This is a genomic window from Pseudomonas sp. TH08, from assembly GCF_016651275.1.
Classification (GTDB): domain Bacteria; phylum Pseudomonadota; class Gammaproteobacteria; order Pseudomonadales; family Pseudomonadaceae; genus Aquipseudomonas.
This window is the reverse complement of the sequence record NZ_JAEKEE010000004.1, coordinates 1,422,870-1,448,495: the sequence shown is the minus strand read 5'-3', so window position 1 is coordinate 1,448,495 and position 25,626 is coordinate 1,422,870. Positions and strand designations below refer to the sequence as shown.

Genomic DNA, 25,626 nt, shown 5'->3' with positions numbered 1-25,626 from the left:
ATGACGGACAAACTCGTTTATCAGACCGACCATCTAGGCATCTTCATCGGTGCAGTGGAGGCCGACGAATCGCCGCTGGAGCCGGGCGTTTATCTGATCCCCGGTGGCTGCGTGGAGACGGCGCCCCCTGCGATTCCGGAACACAAAGCCGCGTGGTGGAACGGCAAAGCCTGGCAGCTTGTGGATTACCTCGGCGGCGTCATGGTTTACAGCACCGAGACCGGAGAACCGCTAACGCTGAAAGGCTTCGAACCGGTGCCGTCCGGCTACACCATGCAAAAGCCCGGGCCGAATCAGATCTGGAAAGACGGCCAATGGGTCGACGACATTGAGGCTGTGCTGGCTGCTCTGCGGGACAAGAAACTGCAAACGATCGCCACCGACTGCACGGCCTTCATCGCCGGTGGCTTCAATTCCAGCGCCTTGGGCGAACCGTACCGCTACAGCAGTGCGATTGATGACCAGGTGAATTTAAACGGCCAGGTGCTGCTGGGCCTGGATGACGTCTACCCGTGTTATGACGCCGCCCAGATGCTGGCCTTCCGGCCGCATACCATCGCCCAGTTGCAGAAAGTCAGCCTTGACCTGGTGCGCTTCCGGCAGGCAGCACAGCAGCACGCCGAGACACTGCGCCAGGCTGTGGCAAAGGCGCAGAAAGACAAAGATCTGAAGGCCATGAAAGCCATCACCTGGACGCCGCCGGCATGAGCTGGGCACCGGTGACGATGCGCTGGCCAGAGCAGGCCACGCAATGGATGGGCGAACTGTCAGCCGCCAAGGATCTGGCTGGCGGAGAGCTGGCCAGCACCGCCCAGCGCCTGGCCGGACTGAGCGGGTTGGCCAATACCAGCCCGGGGCCGGTCGGTGATGCCGCAAAAGGCGCGATCAAGGCCGGACGCGCAGCGCTGGCCGAGCAGTTGGGCCAGGTGCCGGCGTGTCTGGTTGTGACACCGTTTCAAAGCGGCGTTGGCCAAGGTGCGGGCTATCAGCGCTTTCTGTCAGCGCCCAACGCGCTGGAGCATCTCGCCAAGAAGCTGGAAGACGCCAGCGACAGCGGGCGTCCGACTGGGCCGCAATACGCGCTGTCGATCCTGTTCCTGGGCACGCGCCTGGAACAGCTGGCCAGCGGCTTGGCGCGATTCAATGCACTGCTGCCGATTCCTGACCTGGTGCGCACCGAGCGCCGGGCGCAACACCTGCTGAAGCTGGAAAGCGAAAAGTGGGAGATCCCCGGCGCCGGGCCGCTGCCGCGCTGGCAGGGTTTGCCGCTGGAACGTTGCACAGTGGTCAAAGCTGCCAAACAGTCCATGGCCGGCCAACTGGCGGTGCTGGAGGGCTACGCGGCCGACAGCTCGCCGTTGGCCGATCTGGCGGCGCTGGCAGCGCGCAAGAGTGCCCAGCAGCAGGGACGGGATAAACAATTGGCTGACCTGAAAAAGCTATTGGCTGGAGGAAACCCTGACGTCAGCATGCGCGCGCGGATGATCGGCCCGGGCACCGCTGGCGAATTGCGCCGCGAACTGTTGGCCGGCGACGCCCCGGGCCACGAATGGATTCAGTGCGCCGGCCTGTTGTTGGTCGGCAGCAAAGAAGGGCTGAGTTTTGTCCTGGAGCTGGTGGGCCTATGACGCTGCTACTCGACGGGCAAAAAGTCCAAGGCAAGAACGTCAAGGTCACGGCCAATCTACGCATCGAGAGCGGCGACATGTCCGGCCAGACCAGCAACACCGACAAGGCCCACAAGGGCTTTAAGCCCAAGACGCTGGCCGTCTCGCTGATGATTCCCTTTGTGGATAAAACCCAACTGACAGATCTGATGCGCATGGCTGAAACCACGGCCAGCGGCGGGCAATTGCACCTGTACCGGATCGTGAACGACACGGCGGAAGCCTTCGGCGTGCGTCAGGTGGAATTCTCCGACGGCGTCAGCGCCCGGGAAGCGGACACCCTGAAAGCCTGGCTTGTGCAATTCACGCTAAGCGAGCGCGAATCGAACCCGGAGAAAGTCGAAGGCCGGCGCGCCGGCAACAAGGTAGACGCTCAAGGCGCCCCGGGTAGCCCGGTCGGTGACGGCGGTGCCGGCAACGGTGAAGGGACCAGCGACAACCCCGCGCTGAGCGGCTTTGAAAAGGTGCTGGGACGTGTGGATAAGTGGCTGGGCGGGAGTGAGCCGACGTGAAGCTGCACAAGATACTTTCCATCAACGGCGCCCCGATCGCTCTCATCAAGGAGGACGTCAGGCTGGACGCTACCAGCCCCGGCCGGGCGAACTTCACCGTTCAATCCTCTGCGCCGCTGAAAGGGCTGGTGACGCTGGATATCGGCTACAACGAGGGCACGCTGCAACGGCACTTTATCGGCTACGTCGAGCGCTGCACGGCCGCCAACGCGGTCGAACAGGTGCTGTTCTGTCGTGAGCTGGCCGCCGTGCTGGCCAACCCGCTGCCGTTGAACCTGCGTCATGTGGATCTGCGCGCCGTGCTGGCCCAGGTCAGCGAACAGACCGGGCTGCGCTTCCGCGTTCCGGATCAACCATACGCAAGCGTGAAGACGCCGTACTTCTACAGCCTCGCCGCCGGTTACCAGGCTATGGACAGTCTCGCCCGGGTATTCAGCATTCCCGACTTCACCTGGCACCAACTGGGCAACGGGGAAGTGTTCGCCGGCAGTTGGGCCGACAGTTTTTTCGGCGCACGTGCGCCGCTGCAGATTCCCACGGAGCTGTTCGACGGCTACCAGGGCAACCAGAGCGCGATGGTCGCGGCCCTTCCGGGGTTGCGACCAGGTGCAACGATCAACAACGGCGAGCGCGTCACCACGGTGGCGCTCACCAATGACCAGATGGCCATCCGATGGACGACGCAATCCGCCGCGCTGTAGAGCGCCAATTCCCCGAACTCACCGGTGGCTATCACCTGCCCCGATTTGCACGGGTGGTCGCCGTGGCCGACGCGCCGGCGGACGCCGGACTGTGCGACGACTTCCGCCCGCGCTACGCCGTGGACATCGTCGTACTCGGCTCGGATGACGAACCGGATCCAGCCATGCCGGCGCTCACCGGCGTCCCTTTGCCGCTGCCCACCGGTGGCGAGGAAATGGGCATTTACGCCTTTCCGGAGGAGGGCACGCGGGTCGTGGTGTGCTTTGCATACGGCCTGCCAAACAAGCCCTACATCCAATCGATCTTGCCGCATGGGCTGAGCATGCCGAAGGTGCCTAAAGGTGATCAGGTATGGCAGCACAGCGAGGCCGCCCAGCAACGCGTCGACGCTGACGGCAACTGGCTACGCCAGACCGATGGAAAGATCCGTGATCAGGCGATTGAGCGTGAAGTGGAAGCCCTGGACAACCGCGAGCAGTTCCAGAGCCACACGCAGACGATCGATGACCACTCGACCGAGACGGTGGGTGGTGTGAAAAAGATCGAGGCGCTGGGCGCGCTCAAGCTGATGTCGGGCGGATCCGCGAGCTTGGCAGCGGTGGACGATCTGCACCAAGCAACCGGTCGCGATCTGAACTTGGTTGTGGGGCAAAAGCATAACTTAATTGTCGGTGGTGATATGCATGAGCAAATTACGGGACTGCGTGAGAGTGTGGCTAGTATCAGTCAACGTCTGATCGCGCCTAGAAACCACGTAGGATCCGAGAGCGTAAACATATTCAGGATTTTGTGCCAAACATTGGATCTAGTGGAACACCTATCCCTGCAGCTTGCGAGCCATGTTCACGGCTCAAGCCCTGTGCCCGCGACGTCGACGGGATTCACCGCCGACGCTTTACAAGCTGCTGCGCTCTCAAATTTATTAAAGTCTATTACGCTTTGAGTTTTTTCTATTTTTTATCTGTTATAGCTTTGATTATCAATTCTATTGGGGTTGCAGGCGCGGAGTCAGGGACCCCGCTAGTCTGCGATGCTCTGAAAAGTGCTTCGAGTACAAGTTTCATATCTCCATCATTAGAGAGTTTTCCCTCGTTGGAAAGGGCTAAATATGTCTTTAACATTGTTACTCTCTCTTCTGCATCATGGCTTAAATAGATTGATATGTTGTATTGTCTTAAGCTTAATCTAAGCAGTACTGATAGAAGGGCAACGATTAAAGCGGCGCCAGTCAGGTCTGCAATCCCACTAGCAAAAACCACCTTCTCCATATTGTCAGTTGGCGTGTTTTTTTCATTGTTCTGTGTTTCTGTTTTGAGGTTTTCAGCTGTATTCGGTGTTTGCGAGCTTGCTGATATATTCTGGTGTCTCCATGCTGAAAGAGCGGAGACTCCTCCCATTGCGTAATAAATAACAGGCATTGTAAAGGTTAGGACTAGGGAAGCGACTACTGCTCCAAGCCACCTCCATTTGACTTTGTTATGCTGCGCTATTTTTTCGCCCCAATAAACTATCGATGATTGTAGGTCAACCTGCGCGTGATAGGTGTCGTAAGCAGTTTTCAGATCAGTTTGTGCAGCCTGTTTTGCTTCTGCGGCATCCCGTCTCACGGAAGCAAATACCTTCTTATATCGCCTAAACCTTCTACGCTGATTTTTCTGGTGTAACGACTTTGCCCGGTCATGCTCTTGTGTGGTTGCCATCAAAATCGAATGCGCAGAATGCTTGGATCTTTCAATATACTCTAGTGAATCGCTGGCATTGGCTTTAAAGTCATTAAGCTCTTGTCTTAGTTTTTTTGTAAGTTTCCAGTTATGTATTCTGCGGCGTTGATGTGCTGAAAAAATAAGTAGTTGGCCAGCAGGTATTCGTATGATGAGGTTTTTCTTAATGTGTCGGATTTGCTGAAGTAAGGGTGATCATCGGTAGTGGAAGTTGCTATTTGTAGAGCATAGAATGCCACAAGTTCCCCGTGTTGATCTTTTGTGTCAAATATAAATTTTCCAGTATCTCCATCTGTGGTGACGTAATTTTTAATGCTGATCTGTGATTGGGCTTTGATGTCTGGGTCAGTATTTATTAATGTGTCTTTCGCTTCCTTAATATGAGAGAAATAGTATTCGTCAGCTTCTGGTGACCTTACGGACTGTAGCCAAGCCCATTTTTCAAAATCTAATTCGAAATGACTGAGTACTTTGCTTTTATCGATGCTGTAAGTCTTGTCAAACGTGTTGACGTAGATGTGTCTTCCAGTGATCACTGCCATGTGTGCAAATCCAAAGGGTTGTCAATGCATGCTACATCTGATGGTTCGTCAATGCGAGAGGGAAGTAGTGCCTGCCCAAGTTTGCTAGGTGTTTTTGTCGTTGTAAGGATCGCACGCCGTGCAAACAAGGCAGAGTCGTTGCACCGCGTTACTGAGCGTCGACGAGTCCACTGAGTGAGGCGCCCTGCGCGCAGAGAAAACGAGTCAGTAGCTTTCAACCTTCTCGGGGCTAGGAGGCTTTTAACTCAAAGGCGTTTTGGAAAAAAAGTAAGGTATTAGATCTATTGTGCTTCGATCACCTTCATTCGATTCCATAGCTTCTAAAAGTTCAGTTCTCAGTATTTCTTTATTTAACTCTCCAGATCGAAATACCGTTCTGTAAAGTGATTTTTTACTAGCGGGCCTTAAGATATATTTGTTTTCCTCTTTGAGGGCTATGCCCGTGAATAGTATTAGCTCTACAAAAATATAACCGCCTAATTCAAAGAAAAGCACGTAGAAGCAATCTACTTCTACCCCGTGATCAGGGCCGATATCAAGGGTGAAGTCTAGAAAAACAAGATCCAAGTCTTCATCTATAAGAAAATTGATTTGGTGTATGTGTCGATGTTTCTTATCGACTTCTGAAAGCGTTACAGGGAAATTATGGTCAATTTCGAAGTATCGCTTAATTTTGACAACTTTTTCAAGAGCTTCTATTGTTGTTGAACAGTCCGCGAAACCTTCCCCGGGTTCATGTCCACGCTTGTTACCAGTTCTTGAAATCTGAACGTTAGCTTAATGTTTTCAGGTTTCCAAAGCATACTGACTAGCTTGTATAACTTTAAAACTGTTTCGACGTCAGATAGCTCTGCATTTGCAACAGAAGCGGTAAACGTACAGATCTGTCCATACTTAGAGAGATGTAATTCAAAAACATCTGCATCAAATCTGACTTTTTTGAATTCGTCCGGGACCCAGTCGTTAAATGCGCTTTGGTATAGGCGTGCAGGGAAAACAATCGACCGACCAGTGGATTTGTCTCTGAAAGACAGCGTGCCTTCGGCGCTGGGCATGATGTCGGGCATTGAAAGTATTGCTGTTTCACTTTGTATTAAAAGTTGCTCTTGAGAAAGTCCGAATCGGATCGCGTGGGCCTGCATGTCAATTATTTCGACTGCGCCGTTTTTTCCTAGTGATAAGTCGATAAGCCTTTCAAGTTGAGAACTCCCGGATATGGTGAAATTAACTTTATGTGTTCCCTCCTCAAATCCTGTGGATGCTAGAAATTTGCGTTTGTCTTCCATGTACTCTATGTGGGAGTTTCCTATATGTCCGAGTATCATTGACTTTAATTTTGTTGGTGTGAGTGGAGTAACGTTTTCGGAAAAACGAAGTCGCATGAATTTTTTGTTAAGTTTTACCTTGCGGTCTTCGTGTAGAAGTTGAGCGATTCTCTCTAGAATTTTTCGTATTAGTGATTTGTCGACGTGACACAGATATGCCTGAGTTGGTGTTTCAGATCCATCGAATTCTAGTAGCACGTAAAAAGAGGGAAGAGCCGTTGTTGCCATTTTTCTAAGATTCGATAGCTCCACATCTACAAATCTATTTTTTTATCTGTTGATTTAACTTGAATTTTTATTTCCATTAATCCTTCATGGATTAACATAGGGTTTGTACTATTTCCGTTATTGTCTACTTCAACAAACATATCCCAGCCATTTCGGTCTGACACTGCTTTGTTCGCGGTCATACCGGACGCTGCGCACCAAGCACTGAAGTAATGCTCCCCTGTCGCTCCTAGATCCCTCATTGCTACCTCTCAATATGGCCATCTACTAAATTTTGATTGAATCATTAATTTCCATTTTGGGATAAAAAATCTTCAAAGAAAGCACTTATCCCCCTCCCGCCGACGGGCTTTGCGTCCCTTTTTTATGCAAAGGCCAGAGTGGTGCAAACACCTGCTCTGGCCAAGCCTGCTGCGGGGGCTGTTGGCGTTGTAGCGATTGCACGCAGTGCAAGGTTTTGCAAAAAAGAGCAAAGGTACTTGCACTGCGTTACGGAGCGTCGACGAGTTGGCCAAGGGAGTGAAACGCCTGGCGTGCAGGGGCGACGCCCTGAAAAACCTACCGCAAAGGATGTTTTCGTTTTCGGCACTGGTCGCACCAACTGGGAATCAGACACCACTCAGTCCGCTTGCAAAACGGCTGTAAGGCCCAGCCTGCTTGGCTCTCCGTTATTTTCTGGTATTGCACAGCGTAACCAAGGATTTACTTGCGACCAGTGCCAATTTGCATGATGTGAAAAACGTCGGAAAGGGACGTCGTCTTGGCCATTTTTCAGACGTGGGCTGGGAAAAAGGTAATTTTGGTAAGCGAGGTGTAGAAACGCGCTACAGCCCTTGTCATGCCTGGCTTTCACTCATTACCTCAAGAGGTAATTTTAGGTAAGAGTTAGGGTAATAATTTCTGAAGTGCCCGGTTTTACTGGGTTTGAGGGCTATAAGGGATTACTCATAGGAAAGGTAATTTTCTAACCTCATACTTACCAAATTATTACCTCTGCTTACTGCTCTCAATGCCCCGATTTTCAAGGCTTCCAGAGCTTGCCTCATGCCGCATTACCAAAATTACCTTTTTCCCATGGGTCAACATGAAACGTCGAAACGGCCTTCGCGTCCGTGTTCTGCAACCTGGTGTGCAAAACCCATGGGACTGACATGGGACTGAGATTAAAAAACTCGCTCCTCTGCAGCCCTTATAAACCGGGGAGGGATGCTCAAAAAACCGCAAACGGGTAGTTTCGAATCTCTCCTTCACCGCCATATTCGATTACACAAAACCCCTGATTTCGAAAGAAGTCAGGGGTTTTGTGGTTTCTGGCGTCTGGATTTTATCGGACGCGCCGTTGAAGTCGGCTTCACCGTGGTCAGGGCTTACAATCCCAGTTTTATTTGCCAGCACAAGGGACGACTCCATGATCATCTCCACCACTCACGCCATTGAAGGCCGTCAGATCACCGCGTATCTGGACATTGTCAGCGCCGAGTCGGTGCAGGGCGTCAATGTGATCCGCGACATGTTCGCCGGTATGCGCGACTTTTTCGGTGGGCGTTCGCAGACGCTTGAGCGGGCGTTGAAGGAGGCACGTATTCAGGCAACCGACGAAATCAGGGCGCGGGCGCGGGCTTTGGAGGCGGATGCGGTGGTCGGAGTGGACTTCGAGATCAGCATGCCTGGCGGCAAGGGCGGGATGGTTGTGGTATTTGCGACCGGGACGGCGGTGAAGTTGCGCTGATCACTGATTCGACGTTTGTGCCTGGTAGATTTCGATATTGCCGTGTTTAACCTGTTGATAGGCGGTGTAAGGCAATACCAAAGTATCCGTTACGCCGGATACCGCCAGATCGAGCAGAACCAGCGGCGCCGCAGGTCGGCCTGTTCCGAAGGCTTTCATCGGTAATTCAGATGCATGGAGTACGCAGAAGTCGTAGCCGATACCGCTGTAGATCCGGGAAATCGAGTCGCAATAGGTTTGGCGCGTTTTCAGGTCATTGCCTGCAACGGTGTCCTCCTGAAAAACACTGCTGATGGTTCCGCAGCCACTGATCATAAGAGCTGAAAGGAGTAGGGCGCTGGTTTTCAGGGCCATGTTCGCGATTCCTTCGCAATGAAACGGAAGTGCAGATTAGCCCGGTTTGTAAGATAGGCGCCCCTGGATTTTGTTTAGTTTTCGTAGGCCATTCGTCGGGCGTCAGACGATCTGAATAACAAGTCCAGGAATGACCGGCTAGTCTCAAAAGTCTTGGAGGTCGATATTTTTTCAGGCAAAAGGGTTTTGCCGGTGTCGATCCGATTTGAAGGGGCGAAGGTATGACTGATCCGTATATCGAAGACGATGGTGCTGAATTTTCCTTCAACAATTGCGTACGGTGCGGCCAGACCGAGTACCAGGCAGGTTTTGGCGAGGATCCGGTGCAGACCGGCAAGATCAAGTCCGCGGCACCGAAAGGGCCGAAGGCGAAATTTCTCCCCAAGCTCGCTCGAGCCAGAAAATAAGCTTTCAATGAACAACCCCGTCAATGAACGGGGTTTTTTATGCTCAATAGGGTTGCATGGAAATGTCCTACAGTCGGTTGCGCGGGCGCAGTTCTTTTCACAAACTTTTCACGTCAGCCAAAGTAGGGTGAAGCCATCCGTTAGAAAGCAAGTCTCCAGCCCGTCTCCCCAGCGGGCTTTTTTTTGCCCGCCATAAAACCTTTTGCAGAATCGCTGTCCAATCGGCGCTGAGTGCGCGCAGGTCCCTGATTTCATCTGGACTTTTGCGCCCCGAGAGCATTAAATCCCGGCCCTTTTTGTCATCCCAATTTTTGAGGTTTTCTTCATGCGTTTAACTCTGCCTGCTCTGGTTCTGGGCCTTCTGGTTGCTCAAGGTGCAATGGCCGCCGGTGATGGCACCGCTGCGCTGGGCGGTGGTCTGGGTGGTGCGCTGGGTAATGTGCTCGGTCAGAAAATGGGCGGTAGCACCGGTGCCGCAGTGGGTGCCGGCGTCGCGGGAGCGGCGGGCAGTGCATTGACGGCTCGCAAGGGTAGCCGCACCAAAGCGGCCATCGGCGGTGGTGTCGGTGCAGCCGGTGGTTCGGTGATCGGCAACAGCCTCGGCGGTAGAACCGGCGCTACCATCGGTGCAGGCCTGGGCGGCGCAGCGGGTGGTGCAGTGGGCAGCAACCTGTCCAAAGGTCACAAGCGTCACTGAGACTGACCGTCTTCAAGGAAAGCCCGGCTCGATGCCGGGCTTTTTCGTTGCTGAACGTTTTCCCCGTCGGTGTCTCCAATCTCACATAGGCCCTTGCCTGGGCGGACTGTCCCGATTCGGGAATTGTGAGGTTCATATGCGATTGTCATTGTCTGCACTGTTTTTCGGATTGCTGGTGGCGCAAGGCGCGATGGCGGCCGGTGATGGTTCGGCAGCTGTGGGCGGCGGACTCGGTGGGGTACTGGGCAACGTGGTCGGCGGGCAACTCGGCGGTAGCACCGGTGCGGCGGTCGGCGCCGGCGTGGGTGGCGCGGCCGGCGGTGCGGTCGGGGCGAATAAACGCAACCGTACAGAAGCCGCTATTGGCGGAGGCCTCGGCGCCGCGGGTGGCTCAGTGGTCGGTAATAGCCTCGGCGGATCAACCGGTTCGGCCGTCGGCGCAGGATTGGGTGGCGCGGCGGGTGGCGCGGTCGGCAACAACCTGGGCGGCGATGGCGGGTCTCACTCGGGTGGCGGTCACAAACATAAGAACAAACATAAGAACCGGCATCATTAATGGCAGACGCAACAAACCCGGCTTCGCGCCGGGTTTTTCGTATTTGCTGGTCAGACGCTGGAACGATTGGCAGCAGGGCTTTTCGAACGTCATACACTTACCTAATTGATGAGGTTCGCCATGACTCCCGAAACCGAAGGCAAGGAAGAGAAAGGTCCGAGTGGGCTGCCGTTTATCAATGATCCGGGGAACGAGGATCCGGGGTCGCTGATGGATGACGCGACGGTGCCGTTGAATGATTCTGATGAAGCGGATATGGAGTATGAGGAGGATGAGGGGGAGCAGTGACTCGATGTTTTTGGTTATACGTGCCGACGGCTTGAAGTCTGATTCTTCAGGGCCTGTGTTTGTGCAGGCCCTTTGGGAGGTGCGCAATGAGTGGAGATTCGCAGACCGTTGATGGTGATGAAACGCCGGAGTATCCGTTGCCTTCCCCTACGAACCCTTTGCGGCGGGATGAGTTGCCGTTGGAGGAAGACGAGATTGATGAGGCAGTCGAAGCGCCTCCGAAAAATGAATGACTGGCGTTTTCGTCAGAATGAGACATCAATTCTTTCTGCAGTGATTTTCACGAATTGTTCGTTGAGATGGGGGTAGTCGAAGTGAATGCCCTGATCTGAAAAATCAACGAAGGATTGAAGGGTTTCTCCGGCTAGATAGCCGCAAACGTTACACGAAAAGCCGTCTCCGCTCATTTCGACGCGTCTTTCTTCATTATCCATCTTTGAGATGTATAACTCGTCAGGTAATACCATTTCGAATTCGGTCCCATAAGTTTTTCCCACTTCGATAATTGATGGGCAGAAGCCTACAAAACACCGAACAGTCAGGCCTTGCACGCTGAGGAGAACTGATTCTTCGATGATTGGGTCGATTGCAATAATATGTGCAGAGTATTTTTTAGTCATGCGCAGGCCTTACCGTTTTGTCCTTTCCGTCACCGTTTATTGTGCGCCAGAATTCTTTCCCACTTTTGGTGTGCAGTGTTTGCTTTATTGATGGTTCGAGGAATGAGAATCCAGGGTCGCTGATGGGTGATGCGACGATGCCATTGAATGATTCGGACGAGGCTGATATGGCGTATGGAGAAGACGAGCAGTGAGTGATTATTTTGTAGTGTTCTGACAGTTTGAAAATCGAATCTTCAGGGCCTGGTTTTCAGGCCCTCGAGAAAGACTTCGCTAGAAAGGTGTCGTTGTCAGGTAAACACTAGGGTCCCGCAATCTTAGTGATGATGCAGTAAACGTTATTTCTGAAGTACTTGATATCGCCGAGATCAAATATTTGTCATCAACTTTATTTATGCTAAGTGTTAAGTTTTCTTTCGCTGGGATTTTTGTGACTGTCAAGTATTGGATGTCACCGAACGTTATTCCGATGCGGCAAGCGTTGTATTTTATTGATTGCCATTTTGTCGGAGGCCTATCTGGCAGATCTTTAATGTCAAATGCTAACGTCAGATTTGAGAGGTTGTTGTCTACGTTTAAGGCGAAAAGCTTTATTTCTCCGATTTCAATGTCTGTGCTAAATACGATGTTGAAGAATTTGCTGCCTTCTATGTCATTCCAATATTTCATGGTCACCTTCTGAAGGGGTAATGTTCATTTGTATTTTCAATCTTGCCATTTCGTGTGTCGTCAGCTGGTCGAACATTTATGTGTGGGCCTTGATCACCTTTATTGTCTTTGTCTCCGTACTTGTGACCTGCGGAATGGTCTTGAAGTATGAGTTTGAAACCATCCTCGCGGGTGAATTTATATTCTCTAGTTATAATCGGCATTTTGCTACTGTTTAGTATGTTGTTTTCTTTTCTATCCGTCATGTTGACGTAAGCGTACTGGCTCGGTTTGCCACTAACCTCATCAATCTGTATATCCGGCTGCTGTCTTTTTGGAATTCCAGCATCAACTTTTGCCTGCCTGAAAGCGCCACGCCTGGAAACCTCCGGAAGCTCAACCTCATCAGGTTTCGGACAACCGAGAGATTTTCGACCTTTAGGCGGACAATTCGAGCTCAACCCCAACGGATCCACCCATCCCGTCGGATTCGGCACGTACTGGTACTGATTCAACCCACCGGCCAGCTTGATCGGGTCCGGCGTCAGATACCGTCCCAACCGCGGGTCGTAATACCGATGCCGGTTGTAATGCAGCCCACTCTCCGCATCGAAGTACTGCCCCTGAAAACGCAGCGGCTGGTCCAGGTACTCCTTGCCGGCCAGGGTGATGGCGGCGGTTTTGCCATAGGCGTCGTACTGCGCCGACCAGACGATTTCGCCGCTGTAGTCGGTCAGTTCCAGCGGGGTGCCGAGGTGGTCGAGTTGGTAGTAGAACGGGCAGGTGTTTATCGAGCCTTTGCCGTCGAGCAGGGCGAGTGGGCGGAAGGTGCCGGGTTCGTAGACGTAGCTGCGGTATTCGCTCGCGCTGCGTTCGGCGAGGAGGTGGTCGCCCTGCCAGAAGAATTCGGTGGTGACGCCGTCGACGGTTTTGCTGATGCGCCGGCCGAAGGCATCGTAGCGGTAGCTAGCGGTTTTGCCGTCGGGGCGAGTCAGACCGATCAGCCGATGCTGACAGTCGTAGCGGTATTCGGTGACGAGCTTGTGCACGGTGCCACGGCGTTCGCGGATGAGGTTGCCGAAGGCGTCGTAGTCGTAATGGCGGTCGCCCTGCATCAGCAGGCGGTTGCCATTGATGCGAGTCGGGCCGGGGCTATCCTGCATCAGCAGGTTGCCAGCCGGGTCGTGGCCGAAGGTTTCCGGCAGTTCGTCGCGCGAGTGGCGAACGCGGATCAAACGGTCGAGGGCGTCGTAGCCGTAGGTGCGTTGGCCGTGACGGGTGTCGGCGATGTAGTCCAGATTGCCGTTGGCGCTGTAGGCGTAGTCGCGGCGATAGAGGGAGTCGCGCCGGTGGCCTACGGCGTGAGCCAGCAATCGACCCTGATCGTCGTAGGAATATTCGCTGAGCAGCAGGCCTTGCTGGCGTTGTTGCTCGCGACCCGATTGATAGACGTGGCCTGTCAGTTGTGAACCGTTGAGGTCGATGGCCGTCAGCACGCCGCCCTTGGCGTAGTGGTAATCGAGCTTGCTGTTGTCCGGCAGGCGCATGCGTTTGAGCTGGCCGCAGGCGTCGTAGGTGTAACGCAGGGTGCCCCAGCCCTGATGCTCGGCGACCAACCGATCCTGCAGGTCGTACTCAAACGCCAGCGGATATTTCTGGCCATCATTGACCGCCATCAGAAGACCGAGGTGGTCGTATTGGTAGGTGATCTTGACCCCGTCCGGCAGGGTCTTGACCAACAGGCGCCCGGCGGCATCGCGCGCATAAGCGGTGACTAACTGCGAGCCGTCATCGCCGAACTCGATCTTCTCCAGCAGATGCCCGTTGAGGTCATAGGCATACGCCGTGCGCCGGCCGTCGAAGCCGGTTTCCTGTCGGATCAATCCGGTCGGCGTGTAGTCCAGCAGGTATTTTTCGCCAGACTCGTTTTCGATCTCGGTGAGCAGCAGCTGCGCATGATCGTAGCGATACTGCACCCGCGTGCCGTCGGGGTTGATCTTGCGCGAGACCAGGTGCAGGTCATCGTCGTATTCATAGCGGGTGAAGCGGCCCAGTTCATCGCGTTCAGCCGTGACCTGGCCGTAAGCGCCGTAGCTGTAGGCGCGGGTGGCGCCGGTAGGAAAAGTCGTCTGAACCAGTCGGCCAACGGCGTCCCAGTGCTGACGGGTAACGGCACCGTGTTCGTCAACCGTGGTCGTCCGCCGCCCCAGCGCATCATAGGAAAAGCGTCGTACACCGCCGTCAGGCCGGGTTTCTTCGATCAGTTGACCGAGGTCGTTCCACACCAGCACCTGCCGACTGGTGTCCGGGTAACGGATCGACAACAGTTGCCCGTGCGTGTCGTAGTGGTAATGAGTGACATGGCCTTCAGGGTCGACCGCTTCGGTGACATCGCCCTGAGCATTGCGCCGGTAGGTCCAGGTCGCATCGCCCCGAGAACGCTTGTGCAGAAAACCGTTGCGATACTCGTAGGACGTTGCCTCATCGCCCGGCGGAAGCAGTGCGATCAGCCGTCCGACGTCGTCATAGCGGTATTGAGTGACGGCCCCGAGCGGATCCTGCTCGGCGACCAGGCGCCCGCAAGCGTCGTAGGCCTTGAGGTGTTCGCCGCCATTGGCTTCGACCTTGCGCACCAGTCGTGCACGGTCGTCGTGGTGGTAAACCTCTTCGGTGCCGTCGACGTAATGCACCGCGACGCTGCCGTCATCGTTCCAGACGTACAGGGTGTCCATCTGCGAAAACGACGCCCAATGCCGCACGCAACGTGCAGCCTTGCCGACGCGTTCCCATTCCCAGAAGAAGCTCGCGCCCCCGGTCAGTTGGCGCTGCAGGATCACATGCTGGTCGTCGTAGTCGTAGCGCTCGCTTTCACCGACGGCGTTGGTGGCTTCGATCAAGCGATGAAGCGCGTCGTAGCGGTAACTGACCAGCGTCTGCTCGGTGCGCCAAGCCTCGGAAAGGTTTTGAGTCGAATCGAAGCGCTGATAATCGACGCCAACCAAATGTGCCCGGTCGTAACGCAACAACAGCGCCCGACCCGCGCCGTTTTCCAGACGTTGAACACGATCCTGACGATCCCGGACAAGGCGCAACCGGTTGTCGTACGCATCGCTGATCGCCGTCAGCCGTCCGGCTCGAAAGTGATAGAACTGCGATTTTTCCCCGGCCAGCGCGAGGATCAACTCCTGCGGCTCATCCCCGAGAAAGATCGCCGCCCGCGACAGACTGTTGTGAATCGCCGGACGCGAAACACTCGGTAACGGAAACTGTGTACGGCGGTTTTCATGGTCAACCCAGACAACGCCGTCGTCAGCAAACTCCAGCCGATGCGCCAGCGAATGACTCCAGCCAGACCCCAACCCAATATCGACTTCACAAGCACTGCTGCGATACAACCGCGTGAACTCGAACGGCAACAACCCATCAAGGACGCCATCGGTGAGGGTCAGCAGTTCCTCGCCGGTGACCATCGACACCGGGCAGCCGTTGGTGCAGGTCTCCGGGCCACAGTCAGCGCTGTCGCCGTTAGGATTTTTCGACTGATCCGGCGCGTCGTCGTGAGGTTCATGTCGCTGCAACTGCGTCATGTCGCGCGACTTGTCTCGCGCAATGGGCGCTGGGTTTGGCACCGTCAGCACCACTGAGTCGGCCTGACGGATATTCAGTGGAATCGCTGGCGCTGGATTCAGTTGCACATCCCGCGCATTGACCAGCAACGGTTTCAGCGCCCCAGCATGTCGGGTCAGCTCCGGTGCAGAGCTCAGCTCGGCCAGACGCAACGCCGAAGCGGCCAGCCACTCCCGTGCCCGCGGCGATTTGATTTTCGCCAGTACCTTGCTGCTCAGGCGCAACTGCACACCGACGCCGCCAGACAGCCGCATCAACAGAAAACTGATCAGCAGCTCAGCACGAACCTCCGCGACCACTTCCGCCAGGTATTGCGGCGGCAGCATTTTCAGCCAGCTGGTGAACGCCGCCAGATGAATGAATAACAGCGGTTCGTCGCTGAGAATCAGCAAACCATTGGCAATGGCTTCGCCGGAGGCTTGCAGCAGCGCCTCAAGTTCGGCGGTGCTCAGATACTCCAGCAGCTTTTCGCTGTTCGCCTGTAAATCGGCGAGGAGGGCGAACACTTGCTTGATGTCATCCCAGACGCTGTGCAGGGATTTCTCGAACCCGCGCCAATCTGCCTGTTGCAATTGGCCGTAGCGTTGCAGAAATCCGACGCTGGAAAACTCCTTCCAGAGCGGTTGAAATCCGGCCCACTCATCGCGCAACCAGCCTTCGAGGCCGTTGAGGATCTCCTCATAAGAGGCAAACAGCGCCTGCACATGCCTGGTGGAAACATCGGGAAAGAAGGTGATGCGATAACGCTGGCCTCGATCGCAGTCAGCCACTTGCAGAATCCCGCTTGGCCCGATCGTATGGCGCAGCGGTTCGCCAAAGGTCAGCACTCCACCAACGTCGGCAATCACCGGTTCGAGGGTCACCGGCGTGTCGCCGATCGGCACGAAACGCGCGGCTTCGAACATGTGCACCAAGGTCAGCGGGCCACTGGCAGGGCACATGACCACGGATGAACTGATCGGCTTGCGCGATTTGACCGGAGCGCTGAGGTGAACGTCGTTGCCGACCTTGAATACCTGCTCGACCTGGAGCGCCGTCCCCGTCCAGTACTGTTCGGCCCAGTCCTCGTATTGGTTCAGGCTCAGGCGAAATTCCCGGATCAGGTTTTCAAAGTCCGGGTGCTCAGGGTTCAGTGCGGCAACCACCAGCAGGCCGATGCTGTTGTTAAGGGGCAAAAGCCGATCGGGTGGAAGCATTCGCAGTCACTCGCGCATGTGAAAAAGGGTGCGCGGACTTTGCGAGGAATCAAAAGGGAAAGAAGCCGGGAAAGTAGGTAATGTTTGTAGGGCGTTTCGCTAATTGCTTGCGAGTAGTTCATCGCCTCAACGGACATTGGCCGTTGCTCAATGTCCGTTGTGCTCGTTATGCTGCTGAACCCTTTAATCAGATCCGAGCAGCGGCCACCCGCCGCCTGGGATGTCTTTGATAACGGATCCGATGATGAATGCACTGCTGAAGGCGTTCGGCCCGATCAAGGCCGTGATTTTCGATATGGACGGTTTGCTGCTGGACACCGAAGGGATTTACACCGAGGTCACCTCGTTGATTGCCGAGCGTTACGGGCGGACTTTCGACTGGAGTATCAAGCAGAACATCATTGGCCGTGGCGCCAACGATCTGGCGAATTATGTTGTACAAGCGCTTGAGCTACCGATCACTGCCGAAGAGTTTCTGGTGATCCGCGAACCGCTTATGCGCGAGCGTTTTCCCACCGCCCAAGCGATGCCGGGCGCTGAAGAACTGATTCGCCATCTCAAGGCGCACAACATCCCGATTGCCGTGGGCACCAGCTCATCGCGGCAGTCGTTCGGGCAGAAAACCACGCTGCATCGCGATTGGTTTGCGTTGTTCGATTTCATCGTCACGGCGGACGATCCAGAAGTGGGTGCGGCCAAGCCGGCGCCGGATATTTTCCTCACGGCGGCTCGCCGCCTGGGCGTCGCACCGGAGGATTGTCTGGTGTTCGAAGACTCACCGTTTGGCGTGACCGCCGCGAAAGCTGCGGGCATGACTGCCATTGCCATCCCTGATGCTGCGATGGCCGATGAGAAGTACGCGCACGCTGACGGGATTCTGCGCACGTTGAAAGCGTTTATCCCGAGCGCCTGTGGCTTGCCAGCGCTGGAGTGGGCCTGACTGCACAGTAAGTTCGCATAAAAAATGCCGCGCCTTTGTTAATAGAGGCGCGGCATTTTTTGTGTTCGGGATTTACCGCAATCAGGCGCCGAAACCGCCGTCGATGGTCAAACTGGCGCCGGTGATGTAACCGGCTTCCGGTCCTGCCAGGTAAGCGACGAAACTGGCGATCTCTTCAGCTTTACCGTAACGCCCCACCGCCATCAGTGGAATCAGGCTTTCAGCAAAATCACCGTGCGCCGGGTTCATATCGGTATCAACCGGGCCAGGTTGCACGTTGTTGACGGTGATGCCACGTGGGCCAAGGTCTCGCGCCAGGCCCTTGGTCAAACCGACAAGTGCTGATTTGCTCATCGCATACACACCGCCACCGGCGAAGGGCATGCGGTCGGCGTTGGTGCTGCCGATGTTGATGATGCGTGCGCCTTCGCCCATGTGTTTGGCGGCTTCCTGGGAGGCGATGAATACGCTGCGAATGTTGATTGCCACGGTCTGGTCGAAATCTTCCAGTTTGAAGTCTTCCAGTGGTGCTACGGCCAGTACACCGGCGTTGTTGACCAGAATGTCGAGGCGACCAAACGCTTCGACAGTGGCGCTGACGGCGTGGCGGATGGCTGCGGCGTCGGCGCTGTCAGCCTTGATCGCCAAGGCTTTGCCGCCGTTTGCGGTGATGCTGTTTTGCAGTTCTTCAGCCTTGGCGGTAGAGCTGACATAGGTGAATGCGACAGCAGCGCCTTCAGCGGCCAGACGTTTGACGATGGCGGCGCCGATGCCACGCGATCCACCTTGAATCAGAGCTACTTTGCCGCTGAGTTGTTGAGTGGTCATATTCGATCTCCAGAAGTTCAAGGCGCAAGTGCCTTGTTGTTGGAGCCGAGTATCGACCTCGCATCGACAACCGTGTAGGCCATGATTGCTATAGTCTGTGTAAACCAGAAGTTTATAGTGGCGACCATGGAAACCTTCAGCAGTATCGAATGCTTTGTGCGTAGCGCCGAAGTCGGAAGTTTTGCCGAGGCGGCGCGGCGCTTGAGCCTGACCCCGGCGGCGGTCGGCAAAAGTGTCGCGAAACTTGAGGGGCGGCTCGGTGTGCGGCTCTTTCAGCGCAGCACCCGCAGCCTGACGTTGACTGAGGCTGGGCAGCTGTTTCTGAATCAGGTCAGTGGCAGTCTGACGACCATTCAAAATTCCGTGGCCAATCTGGCCAGTGTCGAAGGGCTCCCGGCGGGAACGTTGAAAGTCAGCATGGGCGCGGCGTTTGGGTGCTTGCATATCGTGCCGATGCTCGGTGAGTTCCTGCGGCGTTACCCCGCGATCAATCCGGACTGGCATTTCGATAATCGCCAGGTCGATCTGATCGGGCAGGGCTTTGACGCGGCCATCGGTGGCGGTTTCGAACTGCCGCAAGGCGTGATCGCACGCAAGTTGAGTCCGGCGCACCGGGTATTGGTGGCGTCCGCTGATTATTTGCAGAGAAATCCCGAAATCACCGAGCCGGACGACCTCAATCATCACGACGGTATTCTGATCCGCTCACCGCAAACCGGGCGCGTGCGTTCCTGGCAATTGGTCGGGCGCAATCCGCAGAACTGTCGGCCGTTGATGCTCAAGGCGCGGATGACCATGAGCGATTCCGAGGCCGCTTGCAGGACGGCGGCGCAGGGGTTGGGCGTTGCGCTGGTGAGCATGCCGTTTGCGGTGGGATATCTGGACGCGGGGACGTTGCAGCGGGTGTTGCCGGAGTGGTTCGTCGATGATGGCAATATTTCGATTTACTATGCCGAGCATAAATTGTTGCCCGGCAAGACGCGGGCGTTTGTGGATTTCGTGATTGAGCAGTTTGTCGAAAGAGGGTTGGCGCGGCGATTCAGTGCGATTTGAGCAAGGTTTTAGGCCGAGGCGCGGCCATCGCGGGCAAGCCCGCTCCCACAGGGGATTGCATTCCAAATGTGGGAGCGAGCCTGCTCGCGAATGGGGCGACCCGATTTCCGCTAATGACCTCAGCGTGCAAATCGCTCCGCCCAGCCAATGATTTTTTTCGGCCGTGGCGTGGCATAAGTCCGCACCTTGGACGTCGACAACCCCAGCCGCACCAGCGATTCAGCGATGGTCACCGCTGCGGTGACGCCATCCACCACCGGCACACCCGTGCGCCGACGAATCTGCTCATCCAGCCCGGCCATGCCGCCGCAACCCAGGCAAATCACTTCTGCCTTGTCTTGTGTGACCGCCAACTCCGCCTGATGCACGATGGCTTCCAGCGCGCGTTGCGGTTCATGTTCCAGTTCGAGCACGGCCAGACCACTGGCGCGCACTGAGGCACAGCGATCCCACAGACCGGACAATTTCAGTCGGTTCTCGATCAGCGGCACGGTGCGATCCAGTGTGGTCACCACCGAATAGGCGTGCCCGAGGAACATCGCGGTACTCGCCGCTGCATCGGTGATGTCCACCACCGGCACATTGAGCAATTCCTGCAAACCTTCACGGCCATGTTCGCCGTAACCGGCCTGTATCACCGCGTCGAACGGCTGATCGTAGGCCATCACCCGATCCATCACGGCGATCGCGGCGAGGTAGCTTTCAAAGTTGCCTTCAATCGAGTCCGCGCCGAAAAACGGCGTCAGGCCAACGATTTCGGTACCGGGTGAGGCAACAGCCTGCGCCGAGCGCGCGATGGCTTGGGTGATGGACTCGGTGGTGTTGACGTTGACCACGAGAATACGCATGGGAAGTCCTTATAGCGGGCAGTTCTGCGGCCCGAAGTCCGGGCCGCGAGGGGATTAATGGCAGACGTTGTCGACAGCGATGGATTCGCCGCTGATGTCGGCGTAGTGCGGCTGACGCTTGGCGATGATCAGGTAGAGCATTCCGGCGATACCGGCACCGATCAGCCAGGAGAAGGGTGAGACGCTGTGGAAACCCGGCACCAGTGCCAGAACAATGGCGATCAGTGCGGCAGGAATAAACGCCGCCACCGCGCGGAAATTGACGCCGCGACTGTAGTAATAAGCGCCGTTGGGGTCTTCGCTGTAGAGCTGCGGAACGTTGACCTGGCCTTTGCGGATCATCCAGTAGTCGACCATGATCACGCCGTACAACGGGCCGAGCAGGGCACCGAGACCGGACAGGAAATACACGATGACCAGCGGGCTGTTGTAGAGATTCCACGGCAGGATCAGCACGGCAATGGTCGCGCTGATCAACCCGGCACGGCGGAAGGTCAGGTATTTCGGCGCCAGGTTGCTGAGGACGAATGCCGGAGCGACGAAGTTGGCCATGATGTTCACCGCCACGGTGACGATCAGGAACGCGAGGCAACCGAGCACCAGGAAGAAGGTGTTGGGAATCGAGGCGATGATCTCGGTCGGGCTTTCAATGATCCGCCCATTGATTTGAAATTGCGCGCCACAGAGCAGAACAGTAATCGCAGCGAACACCAGAATATTCACCGGCAAACCCCAGAAATTTCCTACCTTGATGGTCTTGCGGCAAGGCGAAGAGCGAGCGAAGTCGCAGAAATTGAGGATCAGCGTGCCGTAGATCGCCAGCCACAACGCGCCGCCGGCAAAGATGTTGCGCCACATCTCGCCACCGCTCAGCGGTTCGCGGATCGACCAGGCGATGGTCGCGTTGGCTTGCGTGTACATCCAGGCGGCGAGGGCGGCGACAGTCAGCAGAATCACCGGTCCGGCAAACGCTTCGTAGCGACGAACCATTTCCATGCCATAGGCGAGAATGGCCAGTTGCACGAACCAGATCGCCACGAAGCACACCCAGCCCAGGGTCGACAGGCCAAGGATCGAGTTGTGATCGTATTCGGCGAAGCCCGGATGAACCGCGGTAAGCAGCACGCGGAAAACCACTGACGCCAGATATGTCTGAATGCCGAACCAGGCGATGGCGATAACTGCACGGATCAGCGCAGGAATTTGCGCACCATGGATGCCGAAACTGATCCGGCTGATAACGGGAAACGGCACGCCGGTTTTCTGCCCCATGTAACCGGACAGGTTCATGAAGAAATACACCAGTGCCGCGCCGATCCCCAGCGACAACAGAATCTGCCAGCCACCCAGGCCCAAGGCGTACAAGCCGATGGCGAAGGAATAGTTGGCAATGTTGTGCACGTCGTTCGTCCACAGGGCGAAGATGCTGTACTTGCCCCAGCGTCGGCCTTGCGCCTTGGTGGGTGCCAGGTCGCTGTTGTGCAGGCGGGGGCTGAGTTGTAACGGCTCGGTCAGACCGTCGTGGGGCAACGGTTGATCAAGGGCAGAGGCGGGCAGATTCAGCGCGATGTTATTGGAGAGACTTGTACGCATTCCGGCAGGCTCCTGATGTTCAGGGCCGCGATGACTGTGCATAAGCCGTCGGGCTCGACAAATCTTCGTCGCGGCAGTGAAAGCATCACTGGTTACGGGGCATCTGCAGCCTGTACGGGATAGGGCGCTTCAGGCTTGCGGATCGAAAGTGTGTATGTTCTGCAGTTTTGTATACAAAACATGTATGCACTAAAGCCAGATTTGTGCCAGTTGCCGATCTATGCGCAGCCGTGCTCATTTCGAAAAGTTATCGAAGCGCGCTAAGTATTTGAAAATAAGTGGTTAAAATTTGACCGGTTGAACAGGTATTTATTTTTGGCGGGGGATTTTGAGGGTGGGCAAGGACGGCGCTTTTTTTCGTGGGATGTAACTTTTCAGGGCGCGGAAACAAAAAAGTGCACACATAAATGGCACCGATGGTGACATTCCTGTGTACACATTTTTCGGGTCGCTAGAAGCCAGTGCAGGAGTGAGCCTGCTCGCGATAGCGGAGTATCAGTCGATGAATTTTTTGGCTGATACACCGTGATCGCGAGCAGGCTCGCTCCCACAGGGGATCACTCGATTGGGAAATTACGCCTTGCTGATGATATTCCCGGCGTGCAACCCGCATTCTTTCTGCGTCGCTTCTTCCCACCACCAGCGGCCCTCGCGCTCGTGCTGGTTGGGCAGTACCGGACGGGTGCACGGTTCGCAACCAATGCTGATGAAGCCACGTTCATGCAGGCTGTTGTACGGCAGCTCAAGCATGCGGATATAACCCCATATCTCTTCGCTGGTCATCTGCGCTAACGGGTTGAACTTGTACAGGGTGCGCTCCGGCGTGGAGAACGCGGTGTCGATTTCCATCGCTGCCACTGCGCTGCGCGTGCCGGGGCTCTGATCGCGGCGCTGGCCGGTGGCCCAGGCCTTGACGTCGGAGAGCTTGCGGCGCAGCGGCTCGATCTTGCGGATGCCGCAGCATTCGCCGTGGCCGTCCTTATAGAAGCTGAACAGGCCTTTTTCCTTCACGAACGGTTCCAGTTTCGTGTAGTCCGGTGAAACCAGTTCGATGTCGATCTTGTAGTGTTCACGCACCTGATCGATGAAACGGTAGGTTTCCGGGTGCAGACGGCCGGTGTCGAGGCTGAACACCTTGACGTTCTTGTTGAGCTTCCAGGCCATGTCCACCAGCACCACATCCTCGGCGCCGCTGAAAGATATCCACAAGTCATCGCCGAACTCGGCAAACGCGAGTTTGAGGATGTCTTGCGCGGATTTATTGGCATAGGTCGTGGCGAGTTCCACGACGTCGAACGTTGCACTCATCAGGGCGGCTTCCTACAGGTCGGTGGCGCTGGGCGCTCTATATGGGGCTGATGGTAACAAAAAGCTGCGGCGCTCGGGGTGTCCTCTGCGTTGCGCGCTTGAGGTTGAGTCGCTAGAGTTCGGCCTCGCTCGACTCAAATAATCAATACAAACGGGAGTGTCTTGTGGAAATTGCTTGCCTGGATCTTGAAGGGGTGTTGGTGCCGGAAATCTGGATCGCCTTCGCCGAAAAAACCGGAATCGAATCCCTCAAGGCTACGACCCGGGACATTCCCGACTACGACGTGCTGATGAAGCAGCGTTTGCGCATCCTCGATGAGCATGGCTTGAAGCTGTCTGATATTCAGGAAGTGATCGCCACGCTCAAGCCGCTGGACGGCGCAGTGGAGTTCGTCAACTGGCTGCGTGAGCGCTTTCAGGTGGTGATTCTCTCGGACACGTTCTACGAGTTTTCCCAACCGTTGATGCGCCAACTGGGTTTCCCGACGTTGCTTTGCCATCGTCTGATTACCGACGACAGCGGTCGAGTGACCAGCTATCAACTGCGCCAGAAAGATCCGAAGCGCCAGTCGGTGCTGGCGTTCAAGAGTCTTTACTACCGGGTAATTGCGGCGGGCGATTCGTACAACGACACGACAATGCTGGGCGAAGCGGACGCGGGGATTCTGTTCCATGCGCCGGACAATGTGATTCGCGAGTTCCCACAGTTCCCCGCCGTACACACCTTTGCCGAGTTGAAGCAGGAATTCCTCAAAGCTTCTAGTAGAGAGTTGAGTTTGTAGTCGTCTGAAAAGACGCCATCGCGAGCAGGCTCACTCCTACAAGGGAACGCATTCCAAATGTAGGAGTGAGCCTGCTCGCGATAGCTTTTAAAGGTTCTGCAGGGTTTCCAGGAGGATCTTCACTTTAGTGATCGACTCCTGATACTCGGCCTGCCAGTCCGAATCGGCGACAATCCCGCCGCCGCCCCAGCAGCACACCTGCCCATCCTTGACCAATAGACTGCGAATCGCGATGGAACTGTCCATCTCGCCGCGCACATCCAGATACAGCAACGAGCCGCAATACAATCCGCGTCGGGTCGGCTCCAGCTCATCGATGATCTGCATCGCACGAATCTTCGGTGCGCCAGTGATTGAGCCGCCGGGAAAGCTGCCGGCGATCAGGTCGAGTGCGTCGCGATCATCGGCCAATTCACCGGTCACGCTGCTGACCAAGTGATGCACGTTCGGATAGCTTTCCAGGCTGAACAATTCCGGCACGCTTACCGAGCCGATGCGGCAGGTGCGGCCGAGGTCGTTGCGCAGCAGGTCGACGATCATCAGGTTTTCCGCGCGGTCCTTGGGGCTGGCCAGCAGCTCGGCGGCGTTGGCAGCGTCTTCCGCGGGCGTTCGGCCACGCGGGCGAGTGCCTTTGATCGGCCGGGTTTCCACTTGGCGCTGGCTGACTTTGACGAAACGCTCCGGCGACAGGCTCAGCACGGCGCCACCCTCGGGCAGACTCTGGAAGCCGGAAAACGGCGTCGGACAGGCTTCGCGCAACTTGCAGTAAGCCAGCCACGGATCGCCCTGGCATTGAGCTCGGAAGCGCTGAGCGAAATTGACCTGATAGCAGTCGCCGGCCTGAATGTACTGCTGAATGCGTTCGAACGCCTGACGGTAATCGTCGGCCGACAGGTCTGCAGTCATCGGGTTGTTCAGTTTGAACGCTGTCAGCGCGTCTGCCTGTGGCTGGCTGAACAGCGCGATCAGCCGTTGTTTCTCGCTGTCGATCACGGACGGGTGAAAGACCAATTGGCTGGTGGCCGCTTGGTGATCGCTGATCAACGCCCAGTCGTACAGGCCAAAACGCGCATCCGGCAATTGCAGATCATCGCGGGCCTGGTGTGGCAGATTTTCCAGATGCCGGCCGAAGTCGTAGCTCAGATAACCGATCAAACCGCCGGCAAACGGTAATTGATAAGCCGCAGGCAATTGCGCTTCGCCCAAACCGTTCAGGTGATCTCGCAGACGTTGCAGGAAATGAGCGCCGCTTTCCTCCGGCAACACCGCCAGTTGCTCTAGCGGCCAGGCGCTGAGCAGGTCATAACGGCCACGGTCGGCGCTCGGCCGGCCGCTGTCGAGCAGCACGGCGCCGGGCGCGTGGCGGATGGCCGCGAAGTAGTCGGCGGGATTGGCGCGGTAGGGCAGCGGGTGAACGGAACAGGTCAACATGGGCGGGGCAGATCGGCCATTGAG

The 25,626-nt window shown here is 56.1% G+C and carries 26 protein-coding genes; 14 read left to right on the top strand and 12 right to left on the bottom strand.

The window, feature by feature from the left end:
- The 5 genes from JFT91_RS23450 to JFT91_RS23430 are packed head-to-tail and all read left to right on the top strand — an operon-like array spanning position 1 to position 3,824.
- The gene (locus JFT91_RS23450; RefSeq protein WP_201233993.1) at positions 1 to 708 is read left to right on the top strand and encodes a DUF4376 domain-containing protein; all 708 of its coding nucleotides are present in this window, start codon (positions 1 to 3) and stop codon (positions 706 to 708) included.
- A complete protein-coding gene (locus tag JFT91_RS23445) occupies positions 705 to 1,628 on the top strand; it encodes a hypothetical protein (RefSeq protein ID WP_201233992.1) in 924 nt (307 codons plus the stop codon). The genes JFT91_RS23450 and JFT91_RS23445 overlap by 4 nt, the downstream gene beginning before the upstream one ends.
- Positions 1,625 to 2,179 carry a baseplate complex protein gene (locus JFT91_RS23440; protein ID WP_201233991.1) on the top strand — a complete coding sequence of 185 codons (555 nt, stop codon included), beginning with the start codon at positions 1,625 to 1,627 and terminating at the stop codon, positions 2,177 to 2,179. The genes JFT91_RS23445 and JFT91_RS23440 overlap by 4 nt, the downstream gene beginning before the upstream one ends.
- Positions 2,176 to 2,880, top strand: coding sequence for a hypothetical protein (locus JFT91_RS23435; protein ID WP_201233990.1), 705 nt, complete (start codon positions 2,176 to 2,178; stop codon positions 2,878 to 2,880). The genes JFT91_RS23440 and JFT91_RS23435 overlap by 4 nt, the downstream gene beginning before the upstream one ends.
- Positions 2,853 to 3,824 carry a hypothetical protein gene (locus JFT91_RS23430; protein ID WP_201233989.1) on the top strand — a complete coding sequence of 324 codons (972 nt, stop codon included), beginning with the start codon at positions 2,853 to 2,855 and terminating at the stop codon, positions 3,822 to 3,824. The genes JFT91_RS23435 and JFT91_RS23430 overlap by 28 nt, the downstream gene beginning before the upstream one ends.
- Before the next feature lie 7 nt (positions 3,825 to 3,831).
- Here the strand turns inward: JFT91_RS23430 and JFT91_RS23425 are convergent, their stop codons facing one another.
- The 3 genes from JFT91_RS23425 to JFT91_RS23415 form a co-directional block, all read right to left on the bottom strand.
- Positions 3,832 to 4,617 (bottom strand): DUF6161 domain-containing protein, encoded by a 786-nt coding sequence (locus JFT91_RS23425; protein WP_518524892.1) that lies wholly within the window; start codon positions 4,615 to 4,617, stop codon positions 3,832 to 3,834.
- Between the two features lie 50 nt (positions 4,618 to 4,667).
- Positions 4,668 to 5,144, bottom strand: a complete 477-nt coding sequence (locus JFT91_RS23420; RefSeq protein ID WP_201233987.1) for a hypothetical protein — start codon at positions 5,142 to 5,144, stop codon at positions 4,668 to 4,670.
- 695 nt (positions 5,145 to 5,839) lie between these two features.
- On the bottom strand, positions 5,840 to 6,430 hold the full coding sequence (locus JFT91_RS23415; protein WP_201233986.1) for a hypothetical protein: 591 nt from the start codon (positions 6,428 to 6,430) through the stop codon (positions 5,840 to 5,842).
- Between the two features lie 1,675 nt (positions 6,431 to 8,105).
- Between JFT91_RS23415 and JFT91_RS23410 the strand changes: the two genes are divergently transcribed.
- Entirely contained in the window at positions 8,106 to 8,426 is a 321-nt protein-coding gene (locus JFT91_RS23410) for a YbjQ family protein (protein ID WP_201227291.1), read from the top strand.
- Here the strand turns inward: JFT91_RS23410 and JFT91_RS23405 are convergent, their stop codons facing one another.
- On the bottom strand, positions 8,427 to 8,780 hold the full coding sequence (locus tag JFT91_RS23405; RefSeq protein WP_201233985.1) for a YceK/YidQ family lipoprotein: 354 nt from the start codon (positions 8,778 to 8,780) through the stop codon (positions 8,427 to 8,429).
- 221 nt (positions 8,781 to 9,001) lie between these two features.
- Here JFT91_RS23405 and JFT91_RS23400 point away from each other — a divergent pair, with 221 nt between their 5' ends.
- From JFT91_RS23400 to JFT91_RS23380, 5 genes are all read left to right on the top strand, one after another.
- The gene (locus JFT91_RS23400) at positions 9,002 to 9,187 is read left to right on the top strand and encodes a hypothetical protein (RefSeq protein WP_201227290.1); all 186 of its coding nucleotides are present in this window, start codon (positions 9,002 to 9,004) and stop codon (positions 9,185 to 9,187) included.
- Between the two features lie 325 nt (positions 9,188 to 9,512).
- Entirely contained in the window at positions 9,513 to 9,884 is a 372-nt protein-coding gene (locus tag JFT91_RS23395; protein WP_122594861.1) for a glycine zipper domain-containing protein, read from the top strand.
- A gap of 136 nt (positions 9,885 to 10,020) precedes the next feature.
- The gene (locus JFT91_RS23390; protein WP_201202043.1) at positions 10,021 to 10,440 is read left to right on the top strand and encodes a YMGG-like glycine zipper-containing protein; all 420 of its coding nucleotides are present in this window, start codon (positions 10,021 to 10,023) and stop codon (positions 10,438 to 10,440) included.
- 120 nt (positions 10,441 to 10,560) lie between these two features.
- On the top strand, positions 10,561 to 10,728 hold the full coding sequence (locus JFT91_RS23385) for a hypothetical protein (protein WP_201202045.1): 168 nt from the start codon (positions 10,561 to 10,563) through the stop codon (positions 10,726 to 10,728).
- Between the two features lie 86 nt (positions 10,729 to 10,814).
- Positions 10,815 to 10,961 (top strand): hypothetical protein, encoded by a 147-nt coding sequence (locus JFT91_RS23380; RefSeq protein WP_201233984.1) that lies wholly within the window; start codon positions 10,815 to 10,817, stop codon positions 10,959 to 10,961.
- A 12-nt stretch (positions 10,962 to 10,973) separates the two neighbouring features.
- On the opposite strand, the gene JFT91_RS23375 is transcribed toward JFT91_RS23380, so the two are convergent.
- From JFT91_RS23375 to JFT91_RS23365, 3 genes are all read right to left on the bottom strand, one after another.
- Positions 10,974 to 11,348 carry a UCP019853 family protein gene (locus JFT91_RS23375; protein WP_201233983.1) on the bottom strand — a complete coding sequence of 125 codons (375 nt, stop codon included), beginning with the start codon at positions 11,346 to 11,348 and terminating at the stop codon, positions 10,974 to 10,976.
- A 273-nt stretch (positions 11,349 to 11,621) separates the two neighbouring features.
- Positions 11,622 to 12,017 (bottom strand): Imm50 family immunity protein, encoded by a 396-nt coding sequence (locus JFT91_RS30305; protein ID WP_201233982.1) that lies wholly within the window; start codon positions 12,015 to 12,017, stop codon positions 11,622 to 11,624.
- A gap of 2 nt (positions 12,018 to 12,019) precedes the next feature.
- Complete coding sequence (locus JFT91_RS23365) at positions 12,020 to 16,819, bottom strand: RHS repeat-associated core domain-containing protein (protein WP_201233981.1); 4,800 nt, start codon at positions 16,817 to 16,819, stop codon at positions 12,020 to 12,022.
- A gap of 244 nt (positions 16,820 to 17,063) precedes the next feature.
- Between JFT91_RS23365 and JFT91_RS23360 the strand changes: the two genes are divergently transcribed.
- Positions 17,064 to 17,759, top strand: a complete 696-nt coding sequence (locus tag JFT91_RS23360; RefSeq protein ID WP_201233980.1) for an HAD-IA family hydrolase — start codon at positions 17,064 to 17,066, stop codon at positions 17,757 to 17,759.
- Between the two features lie 81 nt (positions 17,760 to 17,840).
- Here the strand turns inward: JFT91_RS23360 and JFT91_RS23355 are convergent, their stop codons facing one another.
- Positions 17,841 to 18,587: a 3-oxoacyl-ACP reductase family protein gene (locus tag JFT91_RS23355; RefSeq protein ID WP_201233979.1), complete on the bottom strand. Its 747-nt coding sequence runs from the start codon at positions 18,585 to 18,587 to the stop codon at positions 17,841 to 17,843.
- A 126-nt stretch (positions 18,588 to 18,713) separates the two neighbouring features.
- On the opposite strand from JFT91_RS23355, the gene JFT91_RS23350 reads away from it, so the two are divergent.
- The gene (locus JFT91_RS23350; protein ID WP_201233978.1) at positions 18,714 to 19,640 is read left to right on the top strand and encodes a LysR family transcriptional regulator; all 927 of its coding nucleotides are present in this window, start codon (positions 18,714 to 18,716) and stop codon (positions 19,638 to 19,640) included.
- 119 nt (positions 19,641 to 19,759) lie between these two features.
- Here JFT91_RS23350 and JFT91_RS23345 read toward each other — a convergent pair whose 3' ends face one another.
- The 3 genes from JFT91_RS23345 to JFT91_RS23335 form a co-directional block, all read right to left on the bottom strand.
- A complete protein-coding gene (locus JFT91_RS23345; RefSeq protein WP_201233977.1) occupies positions 19,760 to 20,488 on the bottom strand; it encodes an aspartate/glutamate racemase family protein in 729 nt (242 codons plus the stop codon).
- A 54-nt stretch (positions 20,489 to 20,542) separates the two neighbouring features.
- Positions 20,543 to 22,081: an NCS1 family nucleobase:cation symporter-1 gene (locus JFT91_RS23340; RefSeq protein ID WP_201233976.1), complete on the bottom strand. Its 1,539-nt coding sequence runs from the start codon at positions 22,079 to 22,081 to the stop codon at positions 20,543 to 20,545.
- 573 nt (positions 22,082 to 22,654) lie between these two features.
- Positions 22,655 to 23,389 (bottom strand): phosphoadenylyl-sulfate reductase, encoded by a 735-nt coding sequence (locus JFT91_RS23335; protein WP_201227280.1) that lies wholly within the window; start codon positions 23,387 to 23,389, stop codon positions 22,655 to 22,657.
- Positions 23,390 to 23,553: 164 nt separating this feature from the next.
- On the opposite strand from JFT91_RS23335, the gene thrH reads away from it, so the two are divergent.
- Positions 23,554 to 24,171 carry a bifunctional phosphoserine phosphatase/homoserine phosphotransferase ThrH gene (thrH, locus tag JFT91_RS23330; protein ID WP_201233975.1) on the top strand — a complete coding sequence of 206 codons (618 nt, stop codon included), beginning with the start codon at positions 23,554 to 23,556 and terminating at the stop codon, positions 24,169 to 24,171.
- 87 nt (positions 24,172 to 24,258) lie between these two features.
- Here thrH and pabB read toward each other — a convergent pair whose 3' ends face one another.
- Positions 24,259 to 25,602, bottom strand: coding sequence for an aminodeoxychorismate synthase component I (gene pabB / locus JFT91_RS23325; protein ID WP_201233974.1), 1,344 nt, complete (start codon positions 25,600 to 25,602; stop codon positions 24,259 to 24,261).
- Between the last annotated feature and the right edge of the window lie 24 nt (positions 25,603 to 25,626).

Excerpts from the sequence above, each read along its gene's own strand:
- JFT91_RS23415 (WP_201233986.1), bottom strand. The coding sequence starts at position 6,430 with ATGGAAGACAAACGCAAATTTCTAGCATCCACAGGATTTGAGGAGGGA.
- JFT91_RS23430 (WP_201233989.1), top strand. The coding sequence starts at position 2,853 with ATGGACGACGCAATCCGCCGCGCTGTAGAGCGCCAATTCCCCGAACTC.
- JFT91_RS23405 (WP_201233985.1), bottom strand. The coding sequence starts at position 8,780 with ATGGCCCTGAAAACCAGCGCCCTACTCCTTTCAGCTCTTATGATCAGT.
- JFT91_RS23360 (WP_201233980.1), top strand. The coding sequence starts at position 17,064 with ATGAATGCACTGCTGAAGGCGTTCGGCCCGATCAAGGCCGTGATTTTC.
- JFT91_RS23420 (WP_201233987.1), bottom strand. The coding sequence starts at position 5,144 with ATGGCAGTGATCACTGGAAGACACATCTACGTCAACACGTTTGACAAG.
- JFT91_RS23400 (WP_201227290.1), top strand. The coding sequence starts at position 9,002 with ATGACTGATCCGTATATCGAAGACGATGGTGCTGAATTTTCCTTCAAC.
- pabB (WP_201233974.1), bottom strand. The coding sequence starts at position 25,602 with ATGTTGACCTGTTCCGTTCACCCGCTGCCCTACCGCGCCAATCCCGCC.
- JFT91_RS23375 (WP_201233983.1), bottom strand. The coding sequence starts at position 11,348 with ATGACTAAAAAATACTCTGCACATATTATTGCAATCGACCCAATCATC.
- JFT91_RS23355 (WP_201233979.1), bottom strand. The coding sequence starts at position 18,587 with ATGACCACTCAACAACTCAGCGGCAAAGTAGCTCTGATTCAAGGTGGA.
- JFT91_RS23445 (WP_201233992.1), top strand. The coding sequence starts at position 705 with ATGAGCTGGGCACCGGTGACGATGCGCTGGCCAGAGCAGGCCACGCAA.
- JFT91_RS23350 (WP_201233978.1), top strand. The coding sequence starts at position 18,714 with ATGGAAACCTTCAGCAGTATCGAATGCTTTGTGCGTAGCGCCGAAGTC.
- JFT91_RS23345 (WP_201233977.1), bottom strand. The coding sequence starts at position 20,488 with ATGCGTATTCTCGTGGTCAACGTCAACACCACCGAGTCCATCACCCAA.
- JFT91_RS23410 (WP_201227291.1), top strand. The coding sequence starts at position 8,106 with ATGATCATCTCCACCACTCACGCCATTGAAGGCCGTCAGATCACCGCG.
- JFT91_RS23385 (WP_201202045.1), top strand. The coding sequence starts at position 10,561 with ATGACTCCCGAAACCGAAGGCAAGGAAGAGAAAGGTCCGAGTGGGCTG.
- JFT91_RS23365 (WP_201233981.1), bottom strand. The coding sequence starts at position 16,819 with ATGCTTCCACCCGATCGGCTTTTGCCCCTTAACAACAGCATCGGCCTG.
- JFT91_RS23440 (WP_201233991.1), top strand. The coding sequence starts at position 1,625 with ATGACGCTGCTACTCGACGGGCAAAAAGTCCAAGGCAAGAACGTCAAG.
- JFT91_RS23335 (WP_201227280.1), bottom strand. The coding sequence starts at position 23,389 with ATGAGTGCAACGTTCGACGTCGTGGAACTCGCCACGACCTATGCCAAT.
- JFT91_RS23450 (WP_201233993.1), top strand. The coding sequence starts at position 1 with ATGACGGACAAACTCGTTTATCAGACCGACCATCTAGGCATCTTCATC.
- JFT91_RS23395 (WP_122594861.1), top strand. The coding sequence starts at position 9,513 with ATGCGTTTAACTCTGCCTGCTCTGGTTCTGGGCCTTCTGGTTGCTCAA.
- JFT91_RS30305 (WP_201233982.1), bottom strand. The coding sequence starts at position 12,017 with ATGAAATATTGGAATGACATAGAAGGCAGCAAATTCTTCAACATCGTA.
- JFT91_RS23390 (WP_201202043.1), top strand. The coding sequence starts at position 10,021 with ATGCGATTGTCATTGTCTGCACTGTTTTTCGGATTGCTGGTGGCGCAA.
- JFT91_RS23340 (WP_201233976.1), bottom strand. The coding sequence starts at position 22,081 with ATGCGTACAAGTCTCTCCAATAACATCGCGCTGAATCTGCCCGCCTCT.
- JFT91_RS23380 (WP_201233984.1), top strand. The coding sequence starts at position 10,815 with ATGAGTGGAGATTCGCAGACCGTTGATGGTGATGAAACGCCGGAGTAT.